This is a genomic window from Paraburkholderia sp. BCC1876, from assembly GCF_902833695.1.
In the GTDB taxonomy this organism is placed as follows: domain Bacteria; phylum Pseudomonadota; class Gammaproteobacteria; order Burkholderiales; family Burkholderiaceae; genus Paraburkholderia.
The window spans coordinates 1-3,486 of sequence record NZ_CADFGI010000025.1; the positions used below are offsets into that span (position 1 = coordinate 1).

Genomic DNA, 3,486 nt, shown 5'->3' on the forward strand with positions numbered 1-3,486 from the left:
TTTCTGCTAGGGAGCCTGACGATTACCTACTTTCACACGGGCAATCCGCACTATCATCGGCGTGGAGTCGTTTCACGGTCCTGTTCGGGATGGGAAGGGGTGGTACCGACTCGCTATGGTCATCAGGCATGACTTGTTGCCGCACTGCCTTTGGGGCAATACAGCCAATCTGGAAGAAGTAGTTGAGAGGATGCCTCTCGGTATTACTTTGGGTTGTGCCTGTATTGCACAACACTGATCTCAACCGTGTGTCTTCCCCTTCGGGGATCGGACCCGTGTAAGCGCTAAAGCGCTAACGCGGGTCGAGAGAGAGACACACCTGTTATAGGATCAAGCCTTACGGGCAATTAGTATCAGTTAGCTTAACGCATTACTGCGCTTCCACACCTGACCTATCAACGTCCTGGTCTTGAACGACCCTTCAAGGGGCTCGAAGCCCCGGGGATATCTCATCTTAAGGCGAGTTTCCCGCTTAGATGCTTTCAGCGGTTATCTCTTCCGAACATAGCTACCCGGCGATGCCACTGGCGTGACAACCGGTACACCAGAGGTTCGTCCACTCCGGTCCTCTCGTACTAGGAGCAGCCCCCTTCAAATATCCAGCGCCCACGGCAGATAGGGACCAAACTGTCTCACGACGTTTTAAACCCAGCTCACGTACCTCTTTAAATGGCGAACAGCCATACCCTTGGGACCGGCTACAGCCCCAGGATGAGATGAGCCGACATCGAGGTGCCAAACACCGCCGTCGATATGAACTCTTGGGCGGTATCAGCCTGTTATCCCCAGAGTACCTTTTATCCGTTGAGCGATGGCCCTTCCATACAGAACCACCGGATCACTATGACCTGCTTTCGCACCTGCTCGACTTGTCGGTCTCGCAGTTAAGCACGCTTATGCCATTGCACTATCAGCACGATTTCCGACCGTACCTAGCGTACCTTCGTACTCCTCCGTTACACTTTGGGAGGAGACCGCCCCAGTCAAACTGCCTACCATGCACTGTCCCCGATCCGGATTACGGACCAAGGTTAGAACCTCAAACAAACCAGGGTGGTATTTCAAGGATGGCTCCACGCAGACTGGCGTCCACGCTTCATAGCCTCCCACCTATCCTACACAGATCGGTTCAAAGTCCAATGCAAAGCTACAGTAAAGGTTCATGGGGTCTTTCCGTCTAGCCGCGGGGAGATTGCATCATCACAAACACTTCAACTTCGCTGAGTCTCGGGAGGAGACAGTGTGGCCATCGTTACGCCATTCGTGCAGGTCGGAACTTACCCGACAAGGAATTTCGCTACCTTAGGACCGTTATAGTTACGGCCGCCGTTTACCGGGACTTCAATCAAGAGCTTGCACCCCATCATTTAATCTTCCGGCACCGGGCAGGCGTCACACCCTATACGTCCACTTTCGTGTTTGCAGAGTGCTGTGTTTTTATTAAACAGTCGCAGCCACCAGTTTATTGCAACCCCTTCACCCTACGCGCGCAGGCGCATCAGGCTACAGGGGCGTACCTTATCCCGAAGTTACGGTACCAATTTGCCGAGTTCCTTCTCCCGAGTTCTCTCAAGCGCCTTAGAATACTCATCTCGCCCACCTGTGTCGGTTTGCGGTACGGTCTTGTTAAACTGAAGCTTAGAGGCTTTTCTTGGAACCACTTCCGATTGCTTCTTCACCTAGGTGAATGGCCTCGCACCCTTGAATTCCGCGCCCGGATTTGCCTAAGCGCCTTCTCCAATGCAAGGACCGGGACTTCCAACACCCGGACAACCTTCCGCGATCCGTCCCCCCATCGCATTTAACAATGGTGCAGGAATATTAACCTGCTTCCCATCAGCTACGCATTTCTGCCTCGCCTTAGGGGCCGACTCACCCTACGCCGATGAACGTTGCGTAGGAAACCTTGGGCTTACGGCGAGGGGGCTTTTCACCCCCTTTATCGCTACTCATGTCAGCATTCGCACTTCCGATACCTCCAGCGCACTTTTCAATGCACCTTCGCAGGCTTACGGAACGCTCTCCTACCATGCACATAAATGTGCATCCGCAGCTTCGGTATATTGCTTAGCCCCGTTACATCTTCCGCGCAGGACGACTCGATCAGTGAGCTATTACGCTTTCTTTAAAGGATGGCTGCTTCTAAGCCAACCTCCTGACTGTTTTAGCCTTCCCACTTCGTTTCCCACTTAGCAATATTTGGGGACCTTAGCTGGCGGTCTGGGTTGTTTCCCTCTTGACACCGGACGTTAGCACCCGATGTCTGTCTCCCGTGATTGCACTCTTCGGTATTCGGAGTTTGCTATGGCGTAGTAATCCGCAATGGACCCCACAACCATGACAGTGCTCTACCCCCGAAGGTGATACACGAGGCACTACCTAAATAGTTTTCGGAGAGAACCAGCTATTTCCAGGTTTGTTTAGCCTTTCACCCCTATCCACAGCTCATCCCCTAACTTTTCAACGTTAGTGGGTTCGGACCTCCAGTACGTGTTACCGCACCTTCATCCTGGCCATGGATAGATCACCTGGTTTCGGGTCTACACCCAGCGACTGAATCGCCCTGTTCGGACTCGCTTTCGCTACGCCTGCCCTAATCGGTTAAGCTTGCCACTGAATGTAAGTCGCTGACCCATTATACAAAAGGTACGCAGTCACCCCTCAAGGAGGCTCCTACTGTTTGTATGCATGCGGTTTCAGGATCTATTTCACTCCCCTCCCGGGGTTCTTTTCGCCTTTCCCTCACGGTACTGGTTCACTATCGGTCGATCACGAGTATTTAGCCTTGGAGGATGGTCCCCCCATCTTCAGACAGGATTTCACGTGTCCCGCCCTACTTGTCGTACACCTAGTTCTTCCTCGCTGTTTTCGTCTACAGGGCTATCACCTGCTATGGCGGCACTTTCCAGAGCCTTCGACTAACAATGAAGATAAAGAGTACAGGCTGATCCCATTTCGCTCGCCACTACTCTGGGAATCTCGGTTGATTTCTTTTCCTGCGGTTACTTAGATGTTTCAGTTCACCGCGTTCGCTTCGCATGACCTATGTATTCAGTCATGGATACTCCATTCGGAGTGGGTTTCCCCATTCGGACATCTACGGATCAAAGCTCGTTTGCCAGCTCCCCGTAGCTTTTCGCAGGCTACCGCGTCCTTCATCGCCTGTGATCGCCAAGGCATCCACCACATGCACTTGTTCGCTTGACCCTATAACGGGTGTGTCTCACACCGCGTTCACTGGGAACGCAGCATTGGCCACATCGTTACAGGTTGAGTATTCGTGTTGCGCCGTATTCCAAAGCAATCTTTCGATCACCTTTTCATACATTGATACAATCACAACCCTGATTCACCTACTCACACACCCATCTCTAGATATGCTTTCGTGAATCTCTTTACTACTTCTTCCTGATTGTTAAAGAACGACAGCCGATATCGCGGTTGCTATAACCACGTATCACTCTGACTGGCTCAATCGCCAATGCA

The 3,486-nt window shown here is 52.2% G+C and carries 2 rRNA genes; both read right to left on the reverse strand.

The annotated features are described in order from the left end of the window. Positions 1 to 13 precede the first annotated feature (13 nt). Positions 14 to 127 (reverse strand): 5S ribosomal RNA (rrf, locus tag HWY05_RS37545). 199 nt (positions 128 to 326) lie between these two features. Next, positions 327 to 3,207, reverse strand: a 23S ribosomal RNA gene (locus HWY05_RS37550). Positions 3,208 to 3,486: the final 279 nt, after the last annotated feature.